Source organism: Polaribacter irgensii 23-P, assembly GCF_000153225.1.
GTDB lineage: Bacteria > Bacteroidota > Bacteroidia > Flavobacteriales > Flavobacteriaceae > Polaribacter > Polaribacter irgensii.
Window position 1 is genome coordinate 54853 of record NZ_CH724148.1, and the last position, 20964, is coordinate 75816.

19 protein-coding genes are annotated in these 20964 nt (G+C 35.2%); 5 read left to right on the forward strand and 14 right to left on the reverse strand.

Features of this window, described 5'->3' with window-relative positions; translation table 11 throughout:
* The first annotated feature begins 8 nt into the window (after window positions 1-8).
* The 3 genes from pta to PI23P_RS00285 all read left to right on the forward strand — a co-directional run bounded on the left by pta (window position 9) and on the right by PI23P_RS00285 (window position 4167).
* A complete protein-coding gene (gene pta / locus PI23P_RS00275) occupies window positions 9-2099 on the forward strand; it encodes a phosphate acetyltransferase (RefSeq protein WP_004568672.1) in 2091 nt (696 codons plus the stop codon).
* Between the two features lie 3 nt (window positions 2100-2102).
* The gene (locus PI23P_RS00280; RefSeq protein ID WP_004568673.1) at window positions 2103-3287 is read left to right on the forward strand and encodes an acetate/propionate family kinase; all 1185 of its coding nucleotides are present in this window, start codon (window positions 2103-2105) and stop codon (window positions 3285-3287) included.
* A 163-nt stretch (window positions 3288-3450) separates the two neighbouring features.
* A complete protein-coding gene (locus PI23P_RS00285; RefSeq protein WP_004568674.1) occupies window positions 3451-4167 on the forward strand; it encodes a YebC/PmpR family DNA-binding transcriptional regulator in 717 nt (238 codons plus the stop codon).
* A 6-nt stretch (window positions 4168-4173) separates the two neighbouring features.
* Here the strand turns inward: PI23P_RS00285 and PI23P_RS00290 are convergent, their stop codons facing one another.
* The 12 genes from PI23P_RS00290 to PI23P_RS00345 all read right to left on the reverse strand — a co-directional run bounded on the left by PI23P_RS00290 (window position 4174) and on the right by PI23P_RS00345 (window position 15473).
* Complete coding sequence (locus tag PI23P_RS00290; protein ID WP_004568675.1) at window positions 4174-5250, reverse strand: AMP-binding protein; 1077 nt, start codon at window positions 5248-5250, stop codon at window positions 4174-4176.
* A 19-nt stretch (window positions 5251-5269) separates the two neighbouring features.
* Window positions 5270-6208 carry a CPBP family intramembrane glutamic endopeptidase gene (locus PI23P_RS00295; RefSeq protein WP_004568676.1) on the reverse strand — a complete coding sequence of 313 codons (939 nt, stop codon included), beginning with the start codon at window positions 6206-6208 and terminating at the stop codon, window positions 5270-5272.
* Between the two features lie 3 nt (window positions 6209-6211).
* Entirely contained in the window at window positions 6212-7252 is a 1041-nt protein-coding gene (locus tag PI23P_RS00300; protein WP_004568677.1) for an o-succinylbenzoate synthase, read from the reverse strand.
* 59 nt (window positions 7253-7311) lie between these two features.
* On the reverse strand, window positions 7312-7830 hold the full coding sequence (locus tag PI23P_RS00305; protein ID WP_004568678.1) for an SRPBCC family protein: 519 nt from the start codon (window positions 7828-7830) through the stop codon (window positions 7312-7314).
* Window positions 7831-7885: 55 nt separating this feature from the next.
* The gene (gene menA / locus PI23P_RS00310) at window positions 7886-8815 is read right to left on the reverse strand and encodes a 1,4-dihydroxy-2-naphthoate octaprenyltransferase (protein ID WP_004568679.1); all 930 of its coding nucleotides are present in this window, start codon (window positions 8813-8815) and stop codon (window positions 7886-7888) included.
* A complete protein-coding gene (locus PI23P_RS00315; RefSeq protein ID WP_004568680.1) occupies window positions 8806-10302 on the reverse strand; it encodes a PH domain-containing protein in 1497 nt (498 codons plus the stop codon). The genes menA and PI23P_RS00315 overlap by 10 nt, the downstream gene beginning before the upstream one ends.
* On the reverse strand, window positions 10295-10804 hold the full coding sequence (locus tag PI23P_RS00320) for a PH domain-containing protein (RefSeq protein WP_004568681.1): 510 nt from the start codon (window positions 10802-10804) through the stop codon (window positions 10295-10297). The genes PI23P_RS00315 and PI23P_RS00320 overlap by 8 nt, the downstream gene beginning before the upstream one ends.
* A 5-nt stretch (window positions 10805-10809) precedes the next feature.
* Window positions 10810-11187, reverse strand: a complete 378-nt coding sequence (locus tag PI23P_RS00325) for an SPOR domain-containing protein (RefSeq protein ID WP_004568682.1) — start codon at window positions 11185-11187, stop codon at window positions 10810-10812.
* 1 nt (window position 11188) lies between these two features.
* Window positions 11189-11968: a (Fe-S)-binding protein gene (locus PI23P_RS00330; protein ID WP_004568683.1), complete on the reverse strand. Its 780-nt coding sequence runs from the start codon at window positions 11966-11968 to the stop codon at window positions 11189-11191.
* 76 nt (window positions 11969-12044) lie between these two features.
* Complete coding sequence (locus PI23P_RS00335; RefSeq protein WP_004568684.1) at window positions 12045-13361, reverse strand: 4Fe-4S dicluster domain-containing protein; 1317 nt, start codon at window positions 13359-13361, stop codon at window positions 12045-12047.
* 23 nt (window positions 13362-13384) lie between these two features.
* A complete protein-coding gene (locus PI23P_RS00340; protein WP_004568685.1) occupies window positions 13385-14332 on the reverse strand; it encodes an MlaD family protein in 948 nt (315 codons plus the stop codon).
* Window positions 14333-14381: 49 nt separating this feature from the next.
* Window positions 14382-15473 (reverse strand): N-acetylmuramoyl-L-alanine amidase family protein, encoded by a 1092-nt coding sequence (locus tag PI23P_RS00345; RefSeq protein WP_004568686.1) that lies wholly within the window; start codon window positions 15471-15473, stop codon window positions 14382-14384.
* Between the two features lie 192 nt (window positions 15474-15665).
* On the opposite strand from PI23P_RS00345, the gene PI23P_RS00350 reads away from it, so the two are divergent.
* Window positions 15666-18257: a putative LPS assembly protein LptD gene (locus PI23P_RS00350; RefSeq protein ID WP_004568687.1), complete on the forward strand. Its 2592-nt coding sequence runs from the start codon at window positions 15666-15668 to the stop codon at window positions 18255-18257.
* 105 nt (window positions 18258-18362) lie between these two features.
* Window positions 18363-18743, forward strand: coding sequence for a Rid family detoxifying hydrolase (locus PI23P_RS00355; protein WP_004568688.1), 381 nt, complete (start codon window positions 18363-18365; stop codon window positions 18741-18743).
* A gap of 90 nt (window positions 18744-18833) precedes the next feature.
* Here PI23P_RS00355 and gap read toward each other — a convergent pair whose 3' ends face one another.
* The gene (gene gap, locus PI23P_RS00360; RefSeq protein ID WP_004568689.1) at window positions 18834-19835 is read right to left on the reverse strand and encodes a type I glyceraldehyde-3-phosphate dehydrogenase; all 1002 of its coding nucleotides are present in this window, start codon (window positions 19833-19835) and stop codon (window positions 18834-18836) included.
* A gap of 28 nt (window positions 19836-19863) precedes the next feature.
* Window positions 19864-20847, reverse strand: coding sequence for a 6-phosphofructokinase (gene pfkA, locus PI23P_RS00365; RefSeq protein WP_004568690.1), 984 nt, complete (start codon window positions 20845-20847; stop codon window positions 19864-19866).
* Window positions 20848-20964 lie beyond the last annotated feature (117 nt).

Below are 20964 nucleotides of genomic sequence, written 5' to 3' on the forward strand. Positions count from 1 at the left end.
AATATAACATGAATAAAGCTATTTATATCGCTACCGTAGAATCTGACAGTGGTAAATCTTTGATATCCCTCGGTCTGTTGCGCGTAATGTTAACAAAATCCGCTAAAGTCGGTTACTTTAGACCGATTATCAATGAATTTGACAGTGACGGTTATGATGAACATACCAAAACAGCTATTAATTTCTTTAATTTAGACATCGATTATAAGGATTCTTTTGCTTACAAGCAAAGTGAGGTGGTTTCTCTTTTAAGTGCAGGAAAAGGAGCTGAAATGATTCATAATGTCATTGAAAAATATAAAAAGATCGAGGCCAACTATGATTACGTATTAGTTGAAGGTACCGATTTCTCTGGTGAAGTAGGTTTTACCGAATTAGATGTGAATCTAATGATTGCTAAAAACTTAAACATTCCAGCATTAATTGTAGGTTCTGGAAACGGAAAGAAAAAGAAGGATTTTATAAATACGATGCAACTTACCTACAACTCTTTCATTCATAAAGAGGTGGATGTTCTTGGAATCATTGCCAACAAAATTGAAGAAGACGAAGTAGACTATATTCGTGAAGAACTCACTAAAAATTTTCCCGAAAAGCTACAGATAGACATCATTCCAAAAATAGATTTCTTAGCATTTCCAACTGTAAAAGAAGTCGTAGAAACATTGAACGGACGTGTTTTATTTGGAGCTCAATTTTTAGACAACGCTATTGGTAGCTATAGCACGGGCGCAATGCAATTGAGAAATTACTTAACGCGTATTAAAGAAAATGCGTTGGTCATTACACCAGGAGACAGAGCAGATATTATTTTAGGTGCTTTGCAGGCAAATGCCTCTAAAAATTATCCTAAAATTGCAGGAATTATTTTAACCGGTAGCATCATTCCAGAAGCGCCTATCCTAAAATTAATAGAAGGAGTACAATCCACAGTTCCTATTATTTCCGTTGACGGTGGCACTTTTAGTGTTTCCAATAAAATTGGTGCTGTACAATCCAAAATCTATTCAACACACAATAAAAAAATATTATTGTCACTCGATACTTTTGACAAATATGTAAATGCAGAAGGTCTAGCAAATATTCTGACCTCCTATCGGTCACAGAAATTAACCCCCAGTATGTTTCAATATAATTTATTGCAAAAAGCACGAATTGTTAAAAAACACATTGTATTACCAGAAGGCGACGATGAACGTATTTTGAAAGCTGCAGCACGTCTACAATTACTAGATATTGTTGATTTAACGCTGTTAGGTGACCGCAATACAATTCAGTTAAAATGCGATCAAATTGGTCTACAAATTGACTTAAATGCGCTAAACATTCTAAATCCTGAGAATTCCATTCACAACAAAGATTTTGCAACCACACTTTTTGAAGCAAGAAAGCACAAAGGAATGTCCGAAACAACTGCGATGGATTTAGTGCATGATGTTTCCTACTTCGGAACGCTAATGATTCTGAAAGGTTTGGCTGACGGAATGGTTTCTGGAGCAGTTCACACGACCATGCATACCATAAAGCCTGCCTTGCAATTGATAAAAACAAAACCAGGAGTTACGGTGGTATCCTCTGTATTTTTTATGTGTTTGTCGGATAGAGTTTCGGTAATGGGAGACTGTGCCGTAAATCCAAATCCAAATGCAGAGCAACTTTCTGAAATTGCTATTTCCTCCGCCGCCTCCGCTGAAGCTTTCGGAATTGAAGCAAAAGTTGCGATGCTCTCTTATTCTTCCGGAAGTTCAGGAAAAGGGGAAGAGGTAGAAAAGGTAAGAAAAGCAACGACCTTGGCCAAAGAAAAAAATCCAAATTTAAAAATTGAGGGACCCATACAATACGATGCGGCAGTAGACCGATCAGTTGCAAAAACAAAGATGCCAGATTCAGAAGTTGCAGGACAAGCTTCCGTATTGATTTTTCCCGATTTAAACACAGGAAACAATACGTACAAAGCAATCCAACGGGAAACTGGGGCACTGGCCATTGGTCCGATGTTACAAGGTTTAAATAAACCTGTAAATGACTTAAGTAGAGGCTGTACTGTTGATGATATTTTTAATACTGTTCTGTTAACTGCTATTCAAGCAAATCAATAAGCCATGAAAATACTTGTTTTAAATGCGGGTTCTTCTTCCCTGAAATATCAGGTGATCGAAATGCCAAATCAAACGGTCGAATGTATCGGAATGATTGAAAATATTGGAACAGACTGTGCTATTTTTTCACATGAAAAAGATGGTGAAAAACAGCAAAGAACATTGTCTGTACTGAACCATACAGTGGGCCTTAAAAAAGTTACAGAAACTTTATTAGATGCAAAAATTGGTGTCATCCAACATGTCGAAGAAATTAAAGCTGTCGGACACAGAGTGGTACATGGTGGAAGTAAATTTAGCAAAACGGTTGTAGTCGACACCGAAGTTAAAAGTAGTATTCGCATGTTATTCGATCTCGCTCCTTTGCACAATCCTGTGAGTTTAGCTGGCATTGAGATTGCTGAAACCCTCTTTAAAACTGCAAAACAAATTGCTGTTTTCGATACCGCCTTTCATCAAACCATACCAAAAACAGCATATCAATATGCCATAAAAAACTCATTTTTAGAAACGCATAAAATTAGAGCCTATGGATTTCATGGAACGAGCCACAAATATGTTTCAGAAAAAGCCATAGACTATTTGGGCGAAAAGTCTAAAAATATCATTAGCATTCACTTAGGAAATGGCTGTAGCATGTCTGCAATTAAAGACGGAAAAAGTATAGAAAACTCAATGGGTTTTGCTCCTATGAACGGCTTAATTATGGGAACACGTTCTGGGGATATTGATCCATCAACTATTTTTTACCTAATAAATGTTCTTAATAAAACAGATAGAGAAGTTTATAACTTATTGAATAAAGAATCAGGTATGCTTGGTTTAACTGGATACTCGGACTTAAGAGAAATCTCAGAGAACGCTAAAAGTGGTAATGAAGAATGTAAAAACGCCTTGGAGTTAGCAGGATACCGCATTCGAAAGTTTATTGGTTCTTACACCGCGATTCTAAACGGATTAGATGCACTTATTTTTACTGCTGGAATTGGAGAAAACTCTGCAATCATGCGAAAAATGGCTTGTGAAAACTTGGACTTTTTGGGCATTCAATTAGATTCAGAAAAAAATGAAATTCGCTCAAAAGAGATTCGAGAAATTCAAACAGTAACGTCCAAAGTAAAAATATTAGTGATCCCCACAAATGAGGAACTTGAGATTGCAAAACAAACCTATCAAATTATAAAATAACATACTTTTTTGGTTTTTATTTTAAGACATCCGTGCAGCTAAAAACAGCCGTATCCATTTTCTCAATGAGATACTTTCAACCCCTATAAATAGGTGCAACAAAAAATTGTGAAAACACATTCAAATTTTTACATTTGTGCAGTAATAAAAACGAAGATTAGAAATGGGTAGAGCATTCGAACTTAGAAAAGGTCGTAAAATGAAACGTTGGTCAGCGATGGCAAAAACTTTTACTAGAATTGGTAAAGACATTGTCATGGCGATCAAAGATGGAGGTCCAAACCCCGATTCAAATTCTAGATTAAGAGCAGTCATGCAGAATGCAAAAGCTGCAAACATGCCAAAAGAAAACGTAGAGCGTGCCATAAAAAAAGCTACTGATAAGGATACTGCTGACTACAAAGAAGTCTTATTTGAGGGCTATGCACCGCATGGAATAGCACTTCTTTTAGAGACTGCCACTGACAACAACAATAGAACAGTCGCCAATGTGCGTTCTGCCTTTAACAAATGCGATGGGAATTTAGGAACTTCTGGATCCGTTGTTTTTATGTTTGATCATGTGTGTACTTTCACAATCAAAAAAGAAGACATTACCATTGATTTGGAAGAATTAGAGTTGGAACTGATTGACTTTGAAGTTGAAGAAGTTTTTGATGATGAAGAAGGAATTATTATCTATGCTCCTTTTGAGCAATTTGGCGCTATTCAATCTTTCTTTGAAGAAGATAATGTTGAAATTTTATCCTCAGGATTTGAGAGAATTCCAACTACCACCTCGAAACTGTCAGAAGAGCAGCAGGCAGATGTAGAAAAGCTTTTAGAAAAATTAGAAGAAGACGAGGATGTACAGAATGTATACCACTCAATGGAAATGTAAAATACATTAATTAAAATTAATTAAATCTAATGTTTTTTTACGTTGGATTTTTTTTGTGGCTGTTTCCACAAAATGATCAATAAAATATGTTTTTTTAGGAACTTCGAATTTGGACACTTCTGCCTTTTTAATGTCAAGGACACACGGCGGTCCTTCCACTACTAATACAAGCTTTTCACCTAAAACATCGTCTTGAATTCCTGCCACAAAAAAACGTTGCTTCATTATACTTCCTAATTTTTCCTCGATGCGCTCAGGGTATAATTTTATTCCACCAGAGTTAACGACATTGTCAAACCTTCCCAACCACTCAAATTGGGTATCCGAAATTAAACGAACCACATCATTCGTAAAAATAACCACATCTGAAATAGTTGTGTTCTTTAGTACCAAACAATTTCTTTCATCCTTATAAATCTCTGTTTGTGGCAGGGTTGTATAAAAGTCTTTGTGTAGTGATTGCTCACTTGCCCCCCTGTAAAGAGGGCTGAAATTATTCAATTTTTTAACGGCAATGTGTGTAATAGTTTCAGTCATACCGTAAGTTCCAAATACCGCTGTCACCACGTGTTGTAGTTTCTCTTGAAGGGTATGAGAGACGGCACCTCCTCCGATAATCAATTTTTTAATCCTGTGTATGTTGTCGATTGCATTTTCAGCCTGCATTGGCACCATTGCCGAAAAATCGTAAGCTTTAAAATTATCTTTTAAAGGGTTAGAATCTGCAGGACCTACATCTAGATGCCAACCTAAAGTAAGCGCCCTTACCAGCATCATTTTGCCCGCAATGTAAACTACTGGCAAACACAGCAGGGCACTTGTATTTTCATGTAATCCAAAGAAAACACCTGTGGCAATTGCAGAGTTCTGCATTTGACTTTTTTGTAACTTTATTTCTTTTGGTGTTCCAGTAGATCCTGAAGTCTTTACAAGAACATATTCCTTATTAGAAAACCATGCTTCTAAAAATTGATGTGTATCTATAGAAAGTTTGGATGTATAATTCAATAGATCATCCACCGAGGCAAACGAATTTGAATTTAATTTGAAATCTTTATGAAAATTAATATGCTTTAACTTCATTTTGAATATGCGCTATTTTTTATAACCTACTTGGTCGTGTAATTTTACCTGATAGCTTTTCTTTCCAGTCTGTCCATCCATATTTTTTTGAGAATAAAAACAACATGAACGGGTATAAAATAAAAACCAGTAAGAACGTCTCCCACGTTGCTGAAGGTTCTGAAATATCAACATACAATGCGTCAGTTTGAAAAACAGTCCAATCTGTAGTTACAAGAAATGCCGCCGTAATATTATTAACGGCATGCAGACCTAAGGCAATCTCGGTTCCCTCGTCCATCAACGTTACAATACCAAAAAACAAACCAGTACCAATATAAAAAATCATTATGCTTTGACCTAACTTAGCAACTTCAGGATTTGTACCGTGTAATATTCCAAAAACCAAAGAGGTAATAATTAGAGGAACCCATCTGTTTTTCACTAAAATTCCAATTCCTTGCATAAAATAACCTCTAAAAAGTAATTCTTCAAAACTTGTTTGGAATGGAATACAGACAATAGAGATTGCCACTAAGATGAAAAAGGGAACTGCATTAAAATTCCAAGTGAAATTTTCTGGGGCTAAAAAAATAGAGATATAAGTCATTGCAACGGCTAAAAACCCCCAAACAAAAAAGCCATAAAAAAACCGTTTCCAATCTATTTTATCCCTGCTTGTTATTAAAGATGTAATGCTTCTGTTGTGAATATATTTTACCGCAATTCCCAAAAAAACAAATCCTATAAAGAACATAAAGAGCGTCAAAAATAGCATGAGATTTTTGTCTAAACCGGCTGTCATAAAATTTTCTTGTGCAAAAGCTGTAAATTCACTTGCACTTTCAGATTTTGCCGCCACCGCAATAATCAATGGTAGAACACCTAATATTTGCCATCCAAAAAACACCAATAAGATTGCAAATAACCAGTGATACCATTCATTTTTACCCTTATATGCTTGCTGTATAAAATTCATTTTTTAATTTATATTAAAACTCCAGTTTTTAGAATTATTGTAGTGCAATCTCCCTTTTTCAACTTCTAACGGGCTCTCAAAATTATTGCTAAACAAATTCCCTGTTCCTAAACCTTGTGGCAATTCATTCTTTAAGGTATGTGTAAATTGCGCAATTGCATTCAACCCAATATTACTTTCCAATGCGGAGGTAATCCACCACTTTATTTGTTCACTTTCCACAATCTGTATCCATTCTTTACTTCCGCCAAAACCTCCAACCAGACTTGGCTTTAATATAATAAATTGTGGCTTTATCATTTGTATCAGCTTCTTTTTTTCCGCTCTCGCAAACACGCCTATTAATTCCTCGTCTAATGCGATCGCTAGTGGCGTTTTTTCGCATAACCAAGCCATCTCTTCCAATTGCCCTTGTTGAATTGGCTGCTCAATAGAATGCAGTGATAAATCTGATAGTATTTTTAATTTCTCCAATGCATTTTGTGGATTAAAGGCTCCGTTAGCATCCACCCTTAACTCAATCTCTTTAGAAGAAAACTCGCTTCTAATCACTTTTAATAAAGCCACTTCAGCGTCAAAATCAATAGCACCTATTTTCATTTTAATACACGAAAATCCAGATTTTAATTTTTCTTGAATCTGTTCTTTCATAAACTGCTGATCTCCCATCCAAACCAAACCATTGATAGGAATACTATGCGTTCCTTTTGTAAACTCTGAAGGAAACAATTCGAATTTATCTTGACTTTGTAAAGACAAAAAAGCTTGTTCTAAACCAAACTGGATTGAAGGAAAGTTTATAAACTCGACTAGTAGTTGCTCTAAACCGATCTGTATGTTCTTGCAAGCCCAGCTCATTTTTTCTTCATAATTGGAAACGTCATCAATACTCAGTCCTCGAAACAAACCAGTCTCTCCAATTCCTACTTTACCCTGATCTTCTAAAATAAAAAACCATGTTTCTTTTGTTCTTAAAACTCCACGAGAGGTCCCACTTGGATTTTTAAAATTTAGAAGGTATTTCTTATATGCTGCTTTTATCAAAATGCTACTATTTATATGAATATAATGGGAATTATAAACTGCAATCTATAAAACAAATTTCACCTTTTTGCTTCTATATATTTCTTAAAATTCTCCAGATATGATTGGTCTTGCGCACGAAAAGTTCCCTTAAAATAGGGAAACATACACCCCATCAAAAAAGACTCACTCTGGCAACTAGCCTGCAAACTAATTCGCGTTTTTCCGTTTTCTCTCGTAAAAATAAAATCATCTTTTTTAAGCATATTTTCTGCGTCATAAAATAAAGTGATCTTCTCATTTGGCACATATGCCACGATTTTTTTTGTCATCACAATTTCCTGCCCTTGATTTAAAACAACCACCTTGTAGGCACTCCCTGCAACACCAATATTGTTCTGAAAAACTTCGATTGACTTAATTTCTGGAATCCAATTTTTAACACTGTCCATTTGTGTGAAACTTTCAAAAACAGCTTCAATTGGCCTCTCTACAAGTACTTTGGCTGTATAACTAGTATCTCTTATTACCAAGCCAGTTGCTAAAAAACCAAGCACAAATATCGAAATAATGATTAAAATTACTCTTATTGTTTTCATAGATCTATTCTTATTTTTTCCGTACCACTAGTGAGTAATCTTGTTTCCCTTATTTTTAAAAAAACTGCCCAATTCCAAAAAGCACAGCAAACAAGAAGGTGCTCAATGCTACTTTTTTTAACTCTCCATCCAAAGCTGCAGGAACCACATTTTCTGATACTGTAATCATGTTTTTAAAGAGTGGAATAAAAGCCACTAAAAAAAGTAATTGATAGATAGAACGATAATCTAAAAATACATACGTCAACGCGGCAACAAGTGCAGTTAACACTAAAAAATAATGATATATTTTTGCTTTATCGAACCCTAACTTTACCACCATTGTGTTTTTATTGTTCTTTTTATCTTCCTCACGATCTCGCAAATTATTTAAATTTAAAACAGCTGTGCTTAAAAGACCGACTGAAAACGCCGGTAAAAAGATGAGAGCTTGTAGCTGTTTTGTGTATAAAAAATAACAGCCTACCACACTTAAAAGTCCAAAAAAGACAAAGACAAAGACATCTCCAAAACCACTATAGCCGTATGCTGAATTCCCTACTGTATATTTTATAGCTGCCGCAATAGAGGCCACTCCTAAACCAAAAAACAGAAAAGAAAATCCGAAGTTCTCACTACCAAAAGAAACATAAATCAGCAACAGCGCAAAAAATAATGTAAGCACTGTAGTCACTACCATTGCGTTTTTCATTTGTCTCGGCGAAATTGCCCCCGATGAAACCATCCTTGCTTCTCCAATTCTATTTTTATCAGCCCCTCTTATTCCGTCGCCATAATCATTGGCAAAATTTGACAGTACTTGAAAACCAATGGTTGTCAAAATTGCCAGCCAAAAAATGGAGGTTTCCCAAACAGAGTTTCGTATACTACCTTCAGATAGTTTATTCAAAAATTCATTCCCCAGATAACTACCTACAATAATTCCGGAAATAGACAACGGCAGTGTTCTCAAACGTGCCGCTTTAATATAACTTTTTACATCCATGACTTTATACTGGTTTCCACTTTAAACAAGGTATAATTATAAATTTCTTGCGCACTTTCCATCGAAATACACGGAATTTTTATTTTTCCAGAAGCAGTTTGAAAAACGACATCTACCACTTCTCTATTCGCCTGCAATATGGTTTGTTTTAACTGTATGTTCTGAACTTTAAAAAAAGGCAAATACGTTCGATGTGTTTCTATGCTTCCCGAATTTAATACGAGTATATTCTCATTAAAATAATAATACCGTTTTCTATATTGTAATTCTACAAAGAATACCACAATAGGAAACAATATAAGATTGACTAAGAAAATCCAAATACCTAGTTGAGAAACTACAAATAGCACGTTTAAAGCCACTAAAAAAACAATACTTCTTAGGTACATCCTAAATTTAAAATACACATTTGAAAAATTTTTCTTTTCAGCTTCCAAAATTTCATTCGGAAAAAGCAAGTTTGTAATTATCGCTATTTGCTCTTTTTTACAGCCTACTATCTTAATAATTTTATCTTGCTTCTTCTTCACTTTTCCGCTGACTGCTTGCTTAAATGTAATGAAAGAGATCCCTAACTTCTTTTTTATTGGATTGTGAGAAATTGTAATGTGCTGTACTTTATCTTTCTTTAAAACGATAGACTTTTTAGTTATTAGACCTTGATAAATCTCCAAAGCATTGTCCTTTAAATAAACCCTTAAATTAAAATGTCTTAACAATACACGCACCACAGAGCTCACGACCGCAATTATAGTTAAAAACAGCAGCAGCCCAATAATTAAAAAAACACTGCTCTGTAAAGCAGAACTGTTTTTAAAAATATAATTATCCAATACTTCCTGCTTTCCTAAACCGTTAGAAATTTCACTAATTTGTTGGTAAAAACCGACGAGAATCGCAAATAGTAGCACTAAACTTTGCAAATGATTTTCGGTAAGGCTCACTTTGATTAAGGCGCTTAAACCAACCTTTAATAAAGGTGATTTATTTTCCTTAGCCTCTGCTTTAAAAGCGTTTACATCAATAGTAACCCTATCCTTCAAAGCACTTGCTTCTGCAAATGACAACGCTTTAATTGAAATCTCCGCTTTACTGGATCCGGCAGTCTCAATATTTACTTCGTGAACATTAATTAATTGCTGAATGACATTTTGCTTGAAATTAATATTCTGGATTCTGTCAAAGGGAATGGAAGTGCTTGTCTTTTTCAAAATTCCCTTTTCTAAAATAAAATGCTGATTTTCTATTTTAAATTGAAAGTTTTTAAAAATTAAAAAGGCTCTTATTAAAAAAAACAAAAGCAATCCGCCAACACTCAAATAAATATAAAAAACTGTGGATTCTGATATGTTTGAAAATTTTTGAAGAAAGATTACAAGGAGCAACCAAAACGCTTTGAGCGCCGTGTATATTAAATTCAGATAAATCACAAGAATTCCTTTTTTAGACTGCCTTCTAAATTGGCTAAAATTCTCTGTGCTATCCATCGATTTTGGTACTAATAAATTCCTTTATTTGTTCTGCTTCCTCTTTTAAAAGTCCAGGAACTTTTAAATCGTCGCTACTATCACCTGCTGTAAACACGCTCAAAGAAACAAAACCGAAGTAACGCGCAATCGGACCCTGATCTATTTCTACGTGCTGTATCCTGTTAAAAGGAACCGTTGTTAAGCTTTGTAACAAAACCCCTTTCTTATAAGAAATATCTTTCTCTCTAACCGCGTACTTCCTTTTTTTAAAGCCAATGACTTTCAAAAATAACACGGTAATAAACGCGAGTGATAAAAGAGTATATAGCCAAAAAACATCAAAATTTAGTATTACAACAGCTTTATAATTAATGATAAAAGCCACTAAAAATAATGCCACGAAAAGCAAGGTCGTTTGGATTACAATTACTTTAAAATACTTGTTATGAATTGACTTAAAATCAATTTTCGCAACCTCTGGAAACGTAGTAACGGTATTGTTTTGAAAAAAATCTGGCATGAAAATTAGTAGAGTAAAGCTTCCGTTATTGATATTGGTGCATTGTTTAGCAACGCCTGTACAAAAACACCTTTGTGTTTTCTGTTTAGTTGCTTTTTGTGGGCAGTAGCTTCTTTGTACGTTTGAAAAGCCCCAATCCTATATTTAAAGAAGGTACCTTCTTCATAAACATTTACATTTTCTATGACTTCAAGTTTTTTATATTCTTTTTTACATGCGGCTATTTGTACTGTAAAAATTAGTGCTTCTTCCAGTTTCACAGGCTCTTTCAAAAGTACTACTTCCTTTTCTGGAGTGGTATCGGAAGGAGTCTCTTTTTTCTTTTCATCTTTAACACATGAAAAAAAAACTAAACAAAATACTGCTAAAAATATCTTTTTCATCTTATAAGTTGTTTGCTTCTGCGATTAATTCTGCAATGTCTTTCACCACAACGGCTGCTTCTTTTTCTTTGAACTTAATTCCGTCTGTCATCATTGTGTTGCAATATGGACAGCCAGTAGCAATGATGTCTGGTTTTGTTTCTAAAGCTTCTTCTGTTCTTAGAATGTTTACTTCTTTGTCTCCTGCCTCTGCATCCTTAAACATTTGGGCACCCCCTGCCCCGCAACACAAGGCAGATCTTTTATTGCGTTTCATCTCTGTTAAATTCACGCCAAGTCTCTTAATTAAATCTCTTGGAGATTCGTAAATATCATTTCCCCTCCCTAAATAACAAGGATCGTGAAAGGTCACTCTTTTTCCTTGAAGTGTGGTTTGATCGATTTTCAAACGGCCTTCAGCAATTAAATTTTGTATGAATTGCGTATGATGATAAACTTCATATGTCCCCCCTAAACTTGGATATTCATTCTTTAAAGTATTGAAAGAATGCGGATCACAAGTCACAATTTTTTTGACTTCATATCCGTTTAAAACCTCGATATTCATCATTGCCTGCATCTGAAACAAAAACTCATTTCCAGCTCTTTTAGCAGCGTCACCAGTAGAAGACTCTTCAACTCCTAGGACCGCAAAATCTACCTTTGCCTGCTGTAATATTTTTACAAATGCCCTTGTTATTTTTTTCGCTCTATCGTCATAACTTCCTGCTGCACCCACCCAAAACAACACTTCTGGTTGTTTTCCCTGAGCCATCATATCTGCCATTGTAGGTACTATCATATTTTTAGCTTTGTGTTTCTTGTGTTATATGTGAAGTTTATTCAACTTCTATTTAAACGTGTCTTTTAAAATTTGTTTACTCCTCGTTTGCCCAATTTAAACGATCCTGCTGATTGTATTGCCAAGGTGCTCCATTATTTTCGATGTTTGTCATCATCATATTTAATTCTTGAGGAGCAGCACTTTCCTCCATCACAAGATACCTTCTCATATCCATAATAATTGAAAGTGGGTCTATATTCACGGGACACTCTTCTACACAAGCATTGCAACTTGTACACGCCCAAAGTTCTTCTGGTAAAATATAGTCATTCAATAATTGTTTACCATCTTCTTTAAATGTTCCGCCATTTGCATCTATATTTCTACCAACCTCTTCCATCCGATCTCTGGTATCCATCATAATTTTACGCGGAGATAATTTTTTACCAGTAAGGTTTGCGGGACAAGCAGAAGTACAGCGACCACATTCCGTACAAGTGTATGCATTTAAAAGCTGTATTTTATTCAAATCCAAAACATCTGACGCTCCAAATTTCTCAGGAATTTCCTCATCTGCTCCCGTATCAGGTGCTGCATACGGATCTGCATCAGGATCCATCATTAGCTTCACTTCATTCGTTACGGAAGCCAAGTTGTTGAATTGTCCTTTTGGATTTAAGTTTGCAAAAAAAGTATTTGGGAACGCTAATAAAATATGCAGGTGCTTTGAATAAAAAAGATAATTTAAGAAAACTAAAATTCCTAAGATATGAAACCACCAAGCTGTGCGCTCAATTGCATGCAAACCACCCACTGAAAAGCTCCCGAATAAAGGCACTAAAAACTGACTTATTGGGTTTCCAATCCCTCCTTCTTGAAAAGAAGTGTCCGTTGCATTCATTACCAAAAAAAGGGTCATTAAAACCATCTCAAAATAGAGTATGATATTCCCATCCATTTTCGGCCAGCCTTTCATCTCTGGACTCAAAAAACGCTTGATATTTGCCAAATTCCTACGAGTCCAAAAAAGTGTAACCACTACAAATACCAGCGCTGCTAGTATTTCAAAAGTCGCAATTAGAAAAGCATAAAAAGAAGCACTTATAAAGTTCTGAAATATCCTGTGTGTACCTAAAAGCCCGTCAATTACAATTTCTAACACCTCAATATTAATAATCACAAACCCCACGTAAACAATCACATGTAAAAAACCTGAAAAAGGTCTTCGCACCATCTTAGATTGTCCAAGCGCAATTTTAAACATATTTTTCCAACGCGCAGCAGTGTTGTCTGTACGATCAATTTTTTTTCCTAGATTTATATTTCTAAAAATTTTGCGAATATTCATCGCAAAAAAGCCGAGCCCTAAGGTGAGAGCGATTGCAAAGAGTATATTTGGTAGATATTGCATTAGAATATTGCTAAAAGTTAAAATTAATTTTTTATTTCGACAGCATACGGATCTGGACTTTTACCAAAGATAGAGAAATGAATGTATCTTTTTGGATGTAATTTTATATCTCTGAGTAGTTCTTCAAGTTCTTTGGTAGCCGCTTCTAAATTATCGTACATCCTTTCATCGTTGAGTAACTTGCCAATGGTGCCCCCTCCGTCATTAATTTTTCGAGACATTTGATTAAAATTACCAACAGCTTCCTCTGCTTTTGCCACCATTTCACCGAAATCTATCGCACTAATGCTGTCGGACACTTTGCTTAAATTTTCGGTAATTTTTTTAGTGTTTTTAATGGTACTTGTTAAATTTTCCTGATTGTCAGAAATCATTGTATTCACCGCTTGAATCGTTTGTCTAATGTCCGAGATGGCCCCTGATAAATTAGCAATAGAACGATTAATTTCATTGACACTATTTTCGTTCAAAACTCTATTGATACTGCTAAATAAAGTATCTGTTCGCACAATTACTCTTTCTATTTTCTGTTGCAATGGATTTAATCTTTCTCCAATAGAGGTAAACAGACTTTCTTCCATTTCACCATACAAAAGATCTCCAGAGACCGCTGTTTCGCCTTCATAGTTTGGAATTATCGCTAAACTAGAACCGCTTAACGGATTGGGAGAATATATTTTTACAATGCTTTTTCTTGAAAACTCGAACTCATTTTCTACGGTAAAAGTTACAATTAAAGATCCTCTTCTCTCTATGCTTGTATCAAATTCAATTTTATCTACTTTACCAACTTTTAATCCGTTTATAGTTACTGGACTGGCTTTTGAAAGTCCACCAATCTTCGCATACTCTACTAGAAATACTCTAGAACCAGAAGCAAATAAGTTTTCACCTTTTAAAAAATTAAATCCCCAAACAAAGAGCACAATAATTCCTACTGTAATAATACCTAATTTCAACTCCTTTGACATGTCTCTAGATTTTACTGCAAAATTACCACTATTTTTTCAATAGAAACCTTTAATCCTGCTGGTTTTTTAAGGCTTCTTGCATCGTAATTTGTTGCCCCTTTTTAAAGGCAACAATAAAAGCAGAATTGTACCCCTTAGACTGTGCATTCTTCAGTGCTGCCGCTACTGAACTATAGTTAACGTTCGTCCCGTAATAGTACTTATAAAGACCAAAAATGAAAATTCTCTCAACCTCATTTAGGCCTTTGAAATTATAAGATGCTGTAGAAATTTTATTTTTGCCAGCAGCTAATTGTACTTTAAACTCGATCTCTGCTGCAGCTACTTTGGGAACATCACCCTGAACCACTGTATTTATTTTAATATTTTTAATATAGTTATAAATAGCATCTGCTATTTCATTTGCCATTTGAAGTTGCCCATTTTTAGAATTTAAAAAACGCCCTTCTTTTTTATTTGTTAAGAAGCCCAATTCTATAAGAACACTTGGCATTATTGTTTCTCTCAACACTTGAAAATTATCCTGCTTTACCTTTCTGTCGTTTCTATTCAATCTGTCGGTGAAATTGCTCTGAATTAAGCTGGCAATTGCTAAACTTTTATCTAAATTTTCTTCTTGCAATAATGACAACCCAATTACAGACTCTGCAGAGTTTGGATCAAACCCTTTGTATTTATCTCTGAAATTATCTTCTAAAAGAATCACAGCATTTTCTCTTTTTGCGATTTCCAGATTTTTCTTGTTTCCTCTTAAGCCCAAAACAAAAGTTCCGGCACCAAATGCATTTGAAGTATGAGAATCACAATGAATGGAGACAAAGAGGTGCGCCTTTGCATGATTTGCAATATCTCCTCTTTTCCATAAATCCACGAAAACATCTGTTTTTCTCGTGTAAATTACTTTCAAATCTTTGTACTGTTTTAGCTTTTCACCCACCTTTAATACAACTTGTAAAGCAATGCTCTTTTCTCTAAATCCACTCCCTAAATTACCAGGATCACTCCCTCCGTGACCAGCATCTAAAACAACTGCATACTGCTTTTGAGCATGTCCAGAAGCACTCTGAAATAGAAATACGAAAAAAAGTAGAAACAGGATTTTACTTTGAATAATCTTTTTGTGGTTTTGTTGGGATTGCATCAATAAAATTTTACTAATTTTGAAAACTTAATAAGGCCTATAGATAGGACATCATATTTTTACTCAGAAACAAAAATAGCATTTAAAGCATTGCAAACAAACCTATCATACATACTTTTCTTTTGCTGCTTATTTTTCACAAAGCCAGGTTTTTCTCAAGACCTAAAGCCATTTGATAAAATAGTAGTTCCCATGGCGGTAAAAGACAGTATCTCGAATAGAGAAACAGCCACTCCTATTGCCTTTAAAAATGATTCTTTGCTCTTGAAAGAAAAAGACACTATTGCCTTAGATTCATTGAAACCAAAAGAAAGTATTCAAGACATTATCGTACATTTTGCAAAAGACTACACCCAACAAAATGCAAAAGACAAGACGATAACACTCTACAACGAAGCCCACGTGACGTATTCCGATATTGACTTAAAAGCAGGTATTATTGTTATTGATTACACAAGGAACACACTCTTCGCAAAAGGAATCATTGACAGCCTAGGGTATTCGCAAATACCTGTTTTTAAGCAAGGCAGCGAAGAAACGGAACAAGATTCTATGGTTTATAATTTTAAATCCAAGAAAGCGCTCATTTACGGCTTAAAAACAAAACAAGGTGAGATGTTTACTTTTGGAGAAAAAACGAAAAGAGTAAATGATTCCACTATTTACGTAAGAGAAATTAAATTTACAACTTCCGAAAAATTAGATTATTACATTGGAACAAGCAAAGCCAAAATCATCCCTGGAAAAAAAATAATTGTTGGTGGTAGCCAGTTATTTCTTGCAGATGTGCCAACGCCAATATATTTACCCTTTGCCTATTTTCCAACTTCTCAGACAAGTGTTTCTGGATTTCTAATCCCAGCATTAGACACTGGAAGTAGTACAAGAGGTATTGGATTCCAAAACGGAGGATATTATTTTGCCATAAGTGACTATGTTGACCTCGGAATCACCGGTGACGCTTATGCGAACGGTAGCTGGGGTTTTCGTGCCAATTCGAGTTATAACAAAAGGTATCGCTTTAATGGTACTTTTAATTTTAATTTTGAAAATAACATCAACGGAATTAGAGGTTTTGATGACTATAGCAAAGCGAATAACTTTAATATTCGGTGGTCACACAATCAAGATTCAAAAGCAAGTCCTAACTCTCGATTTACAGCATCTGTGAACTTAGGAAGTTCTCGGTTTTTTAGAGAGTCTCAAAATCAGTTCAACGTCGCACAAACACAAACAAATACCTTTAATTCCTCCGTAAACTATAGCAAAACTTTTGTTGGAACCCCATTCAACTTGAATGTTACGGCACAACATCAGCAAAACACCAATACAGAGCAGATTACAATGACGCTTCCTTCATTGAATCTAAATATGAATCGAGTGTACCCGTTTGCCGGAGTAGGGGGTGTAAAAAAGAACCCCATTCAAAAAATGGGCTTTAATTACACGCTGGATGGTAAATATTTAATTAACACCTCTGATGACGATTTTATGACTGCTAAGATGTTTGAAACTGCTAGAGCGGGCATGCAACACAGAACTGGAACCAATACCAACATCAAAGTGCTTAAATACCTAACCCTTTCTCCAAGTGCAAACTATGAGGAGACATGGCAATTTGACTATATTCAAAAAAAATATGATGCTTCGGAAAACGTAATTGTAACCGACACTTTAAGAGGTTTTAAAAGCTACAGAGAATACAATGCCGGTGCCAGTTTATCAACCAATATCTACGGAACCTTTAACTTCAAAAAAGGACGTCTAAAAGGAATACGTCATACAATTAGACCTTCCATTTCTTACTCTTACAGACCAGACTTTAAAGACCAATATCTTCAACAGGTGCAGGCAAGTAACGATCCCAGTGATTTGCGAAGTTATACGCTTTTTGACCAAGGTATTTATGGCGGCCCCTCTTCTGGTGTAAGTAATTCTATAGGAATGTCTTTAAATAATGTTTTAGAAGCAAAGCTCGCGCCAAAAGATCCTGACAGTGACGAGGAGGATGAAAAAATAACGCTCTTAAACAACCTAAACTTTAATAGCTCTTACAATATTGCTGCAGACAGTTTGCGCTGGTCTCCAGTGAGCTTTTCAGCAGGGACTCGACTGTTTAAAGATAAATTAGCCATAAACTTTAGCGGTTCTTTCGATCCCTACAAAGTTGTTGCTTCTGCAACGGGAGCCCCAATGAGAATTAATGAATTTAATAATAATCTTTTGGGCCTAAGATTAACAAACGCAAATTTAACGGCAAATTATGCTATTTCTAGTGAAGATTTTAAAAAAGACAAAAAAGGTAACAATAAAGACAACAACAACGACCCCAACAATACACAAGACGTTATTGGTGCTGATATAAATCCTACGGATGGATTTGGCAATAGAAATAATTCTTCAAAAACAAAGGATCAAGATAAAACGGCCAACCTATATCAAGCAGACATCCCCTGGTCTATTAGTCTTGCCTATTCTACCAACTATAGAAATAATGGCCTTGATGGGGGCGAAATAGGTGTACACAGTATTATGTTTAGCGGAAATGTAGAGCTGTCTCCGAAATGGAAAGTTGGATACTCTTCTGGATACGACGTTTTAGGTGGCGCTTTTACCTTTTCAAGATTTAATTTCACGAGAGATTTAGACAGCTGGAACTTCAACTTTAACTGGGTTCCTTTTGGCACAAACTCCTCATACACCTTTTTTATTGGGGTGAAATCTTCCATTTTGTCTGATTTGAAATGGGACAAAAACAAACCACCAGATAGACAATTATTCTAATTAATTTTATAGCTCAACAATCCATATCCGATTACAATATTTATAGACTTAGTATAAAAATAAAAAAAAGTGCAAACATTGTAAAGAATCAAAAAAATAAGCAAAATGAAAAAAATTATTAGAACCACAAAAGCTCCTGCTCCTATCGGACCTTATAATCAAGCTATTTTATCAGGAAACACGCTATACACTTCTGGCCAAATTGCAATTAACCCAGAAAATGGAGTCTTAGTAATAGACACAATACAAGCGGAGACAAAGCAAGTTATGGAAAATATGAAACAAGTTTTACTAGCCGCTGAAATGACTTTTGAAAACGTTATAAAATCTTCGATTTTCATTTCCGACATGCATAACTTTGCTGAAATAAACGAAGTATATGGAGGGTATTTTAACCACGCGACAGCTCCGGCAAGAGAAACGGTAGAAGTTGCAAATTTACCAAAATTTGTGAACGTAGAGATTAGTATGATCGCGGTAAAATAAGAGCCGTTAATTTATCATTTTTATCTAAAGAAAAAAACCTGATTGCGCTAACGCAATCAGGTTTTTTTACTCAATTTAATTTTTTTAAAATTACAAGGTTGCTGCGTATTCAATTAAATCTACAATTTTTGTAGAATATCCCATTTCGTTGTCATACCAAGAAACAACCTTAACAAAATTATCATTCAAAGCAACACCTGCATTTGCATCAAAAATTGAAGTTCTTGTATCTCCAACGAAATCTTGTGACACTACTAGCTCTTCTGTATATCCAAGAACACCTTTCATTGGACCACTTTCAGAAGCCGCTTTCATCACTGCACAAATTTCTGCATACGTAGCAGGCTTTTCTAACTTTACAGTTAGATCTACTACAGAAACATCCATTGTAGGGACTCTAAAAGCCATACCTGTTAACTTACCATCCATAGATGGAATTACCTTTCCTACTGCTTTTGCAGCTCCTGTAGAAGAAGGAATAATGTTGTGAATTGCAGATCTACCACCTCTCCAATCTTTCAGTGAAGGACTGTCTACTGTTTTTTGTGTCGCTGTAGCGGCATGCACAGTCGTCATTAAACCTTCAACAATACCAAAATTGTCGTTTAAGACCTTGGTTATTGGCGCTAAACAGTTTGTTGTACAAGAAGCATTAGAAAATATTTTTTGATCTGCTTTTAATTCTGTATTGTTTACACCCATTACAAACATTGGTGTATGATCTTTAGATGGCGCAGATAAAACTACTTTTTTAGCACCTGCTAATAAGTGTTTTTCAGCAGTTTCCTCTGTTAGGAAAAACCCAGTAGACTCTATGATGTATTCAGCACCAATTTCGTCCCATTTTAAATTTGCAGGATCTCTTTCTGCTGTAATTCTAATTTCATTTCCGTTTACAACTAACTTACCGTCCTTTACCTCTACGGTTCCGTCAAATGCTCCATGAACTGAATCATATTTTAACATGTATGCTAAATAATCTACATCCAATAAATCATTTATCCCTACTACCTGAACATTTTCTCTTGCCACAGAAGATCTGAATGCTAATCTTCCAATTCTTCCAAATCCGTTAATTCCTACTTTTATCATTTTTTTAATCTTTAATTACTTATTTAAATTATGTAGTCATAATATCAGAAACTCTTAAAAGTTCTTGATTGATAGAGTGACCTCCCGTTATTGCTTCTTTGATGCTTGTACTAATTACTTCATTATTATTTAGACCCACCATTAAGTTTGTTTGTCCATCTAATAAAAGTTCAACAGACTTGACTCCTAGCCTACTCGCTAAAACTCTGTCAAAACAAGAAGGCGAGCCTCCTCTTTGCATATGACCTAAAACGGATACTCTTACATCGTATTCTGGTAAGTTTTCCTCTACATACTTAGCCAATTCATACACGTTTTTTCCAGACTTGTCTCCCTCAGCTACTACAACAATACTTGAAGATTTTCCTGTCCTCCTACTTTTCTTCAAAGATTCTAACATTCTGTCTAATCCCAAATTTTCTTCAGGAATTAAAATTTCTTCTGCTCCTGCTCCTACTCCTGCATTTAACGCTATGAAACCAGCGTCTCTTCCCATTACCTCCACAAAAAACAACCTGTTATGCGATGAAGCTGTATCTCTTATTTTATCAATGGCTTCTACTGCTGTGTTCAAAGCAGTATCATAACCAATCGTATGTGATGTTCCAAAAATATCGTTGTCTATTGTTCCTGGAATCCCGATGATTGGAAAATTATATTCTTCATTGAAAATTACTGCTCCGGTAAAAGAGCCGTCTCCCCCAATAACAACCATGCCATCGATTTCGTTTTCTTTCAAATTTTCAAACGCCTTTGCGCGGCCTTCTTTTGTTCTAAATTCTTTCGAACGTGCGGATTTTAAAATAGTACCTCCTTTGTTAATAATATTATTAACGCTCCTCGCAGTTAACTCTATAAAATCTCCTTCTATAAGACCTTCATAGCCTCTGTATATTCCTACGCAATTTGCGCCATAATAAGCACATGCTCTTACAACAGACCTTATGGCTGCGTTCATCCCTGGAGCATCTCCACCGGATGTCATGACCGCTATTTTTTTAATTTCTTTCATATCGTATCGGGTAAAATTACTGCTTTTTAAGCATTTATATAAAAAAATCTACGAAATCGTTTTAGCCTATTTTCCCTTTATTTTAAAGGAATATGAATCTCGAAAGACGATGTAACC

Excerpts from the sequence above, each read along its gene's own strand:
- pta (WP_004568672.1), top strand. The coding sequence starts at position 9 with ATGAATAAAGCTATTTATATCGCTACCGTAGAATCTGACAGTGGTAAA.
- PI23P_RS00280 (WP_004568673.1), top strand. The coding sequence starts at position 2,103 with ATGAAAATACTTGTTTTAAATGCGGGTTCTTCTTCCCTGAAATATCAG.
- PI23P_RS00285 (WP_004568674.1), top strand. The coding sequence starts at position 3,451 with ATGGGTAGAGCATTCGAACTTAGAAAAGGTCGTAAAATGAAACGTTGG.
- PI23P_RS00290 (WP_004568675.1), bottom strand. The coding sequence starts at position 5,250 with ATGAAGTTAAAGCATATTAATTTTCATAAAGATTTCAAATTAAATTCA.
- PI23P_RS00295 (WP_004568676.1), bottom strand. The coding sequence starts at position 6,208 with ATGAATTTTATACAGCAAGCATATAAGGGTAAAAATGAATGGTATCAC.
- PI23P_RS00305 (WP_004568678.1), bottom strand. The coding sequence starts at position 7,830 with ATGAAAACAATAAGAGTAATTTTAATCATTATTTCGATATTTGTGCTT.
- menA (WP_004568679.1), bottom strand. The coding sequence starts at position 8,815 with ATGGATGTAAAAAGTTATATTAAAGCGGCACGTTTGAGAACACTGCCG.
- PI23P_RS00315 (WP_004568680.1), bottom strand. The coding sequence starts at position 10,302 with ATGGATAGCACAGAGAATTTTAGCCAATTTAGAAGGCAGTCTAAAAAA.
- PI23P_RS00320 (WP_004568681.1), bottom strand. The coding sequence starts at position 10,804 with ATGCCAGATTTTTTTCAAAACAATACCGTTACTACGTTTCCAGAGGTT.
- PI23P_RS00325 (WP_004568682.1), bottom strand. The coding sequence starts at position 11,187 with ATGAAAAAGATATTTTTAGCAGTATTTTGTTTAGTTTTTTTTTCATGT.
- PI23P_RS00330 (WP_004568683.1), bottom strand. The coding sequence starts at position 11,968 with ATGATAGTACCTACAATGGCAGATATGATGGCTCAGGGAAAACAACCA.
- PI23P_RS00335 (WP_004568684.1), bottom strand. The coding sequence starts at position 13,361 with ATGCAATATCTACCAAATATACTCTTTGCAATCGCTCTCACCTTAGGG.
- PI23P_RS00340 (WP_004568685.1), bottom strand. The coding sequence starts at position 14,332 with ATGTCAAAGGAGTTGAAATTAGGTATTATTACAGTAGGAATTATTGTG.
- PI23P_RS00345 (WP_004568686.1), bottom strand. The coding sequence starts at position 15,473 with ATGCAATCCCAACAAAACCACAAAAAGATTATTCAAAGTAAAATCCTG.
- PI23P_RS00350 (WP_004568687.1), top strand. The coding sequence starts at position 15,666 with ATGGCGGTAAAAGACAGTATCTCGAATAGAGAAACAGCCACTCCTATT.
- PI23P_RS00355 (WP_004568688.1), top strand. The coding sequence starts at position 18,363 with ATGAAAAAAATTATTAGAACCACAAAAGCTCCTGCTCCTATCGGACCT.
- gap (WP_004568689.1), bottom strand. The coding sequence starts at position 19,835 with ATGATAAAAGTAGGAATTAACGGATTTGGAAGAATTGGAAGATTAGCA.
- pfkA (WP_004568690.1), bottom strand. The coding sequence starts at position 20,847 with ATGAAAGAAATTAAAAAAATAGCGGTCATGACATCCGGTGGAGATGCT.